This is a genomic window from Acinetobacter johnsonii (assembly GCF_048551975.1).
In the GTDB taxonomy this organism is placed as follows: Bacteria; Pseudomonadota; Gammaproteobacteria; order Pseudomonadales; family Moraxellaceae; genus Acinetobacter; species Acinetobacter johnsonii_A.
In genome coordinates, this window is sequence record NZ_JBIMCF010000278.1 from 1 (window position 1) to 260 (window position 260).

1 protein-coding gene is annotated in these 260 nt (G+C 35.8%); it reads right to left on the bottom strand.

What is annotated here, in order from left to right; translation table 11 throughout:
* Nucleotides 1-260: RepB family plasmid replication initiator protein (locus tag ACG9ZB_RS17495; protein ID WP_419326871.1), on the bottom strand; the 260-nt coding region annotated here is incomplete at both ends.

Sequence of the window (260 nt, forward strand, 5' to 3'; positions counted from 1 at the left end):
CACCTATCTTCTGCCTGAACTCTGCTAGTTCAATAACAGGTGTTTGGCCAGTACTACTCCAAGCAATCAATAATTCGTATAAACGTACAGCGTAAGCACTACTAAGATCACTAATCTGCTGTAGCTCATATTTTGTGAATTGTTCTTCTAAACTTGTAATAAGAGGCACGATTGCAGGTGCAAATATTAATTTTACTGTTGCTTCATCATCAATGTATATAATTTCAATGACCCAGCGACTTAGGACATTCAAAATATAT